This is a genomic window from Microbacterium sp. R1, from assembly GCF_015159725.1.
Taxonomy (GTDB): domain Bacteria; phylum Actinomycetota; class Actinomycetes; order Actinomycetales; family Microbacteriaceae; genus Microbacterium; species Microbacterium oxydans.
The window spans coordinates 1-435 of the sequence record NZ_JADDUD010000014.1 but is presented as its reverse complement, the minus strand read 5'-3'; the positions used below and the strand labels follow the sequence as shown (position 1 = coordinate 435).

The 435-nt window shown below is 66.2% G+C and carries 1 rRNA gene and 1 pseudogene; both read left to right on the top strand.

The features are described from left to right. Positions 1-92, top strand: a 5S ribosomal RNA gene (rrf, locus tag ILP86_RS19480); the annotation flags it as partial. Positions 93-164: 72 nt separating this feature from the next. Continuing rightward, a pseudogene (locus tag ILP86_RS19475) lies at positions 165-435 on the top strand (hypothetical protein); the annotation flags it as partial.

Below are 435 nucleotides of genomic sequence, written 5' to 3'. Positions count from 1 at the left end.
CGCCCGGTTACATTCCGAACCCGGAAGCTAAGCCTCACAGCGCCGATGGTACTGCAGGGGGGACCCTGTGGGAGAGTAGGACACCGCCGGACTCCTTTTAGACAGAATGGCCACCCATCGTTGGGTGGCCATTTTGCGTTTACACGAAGAGAACAGGGAGCATCATGCCAGAAGAGGAAGAGCGCCGTCCGCGTCGCAACGACGACAACGGACCGCGCGGGAACCGCGCTTCTGGCGGACGCCCCAACTACAGCAGCCGCGATGGTGGCGCTCCCCGTCGTGAGGGCGGCTACAACCGCGATGGCGGTGCTCCCCGTCGTGACGTTGGCGCTCCCCGTCGTGAGGGCGGCTACAACCGCGATGGCGGTGCTCCCCGTCGTGACGGTGGTGCGCCTCGTCGTGAGGGCGGCTACAACCGCGATGGCGGTGCTCCCC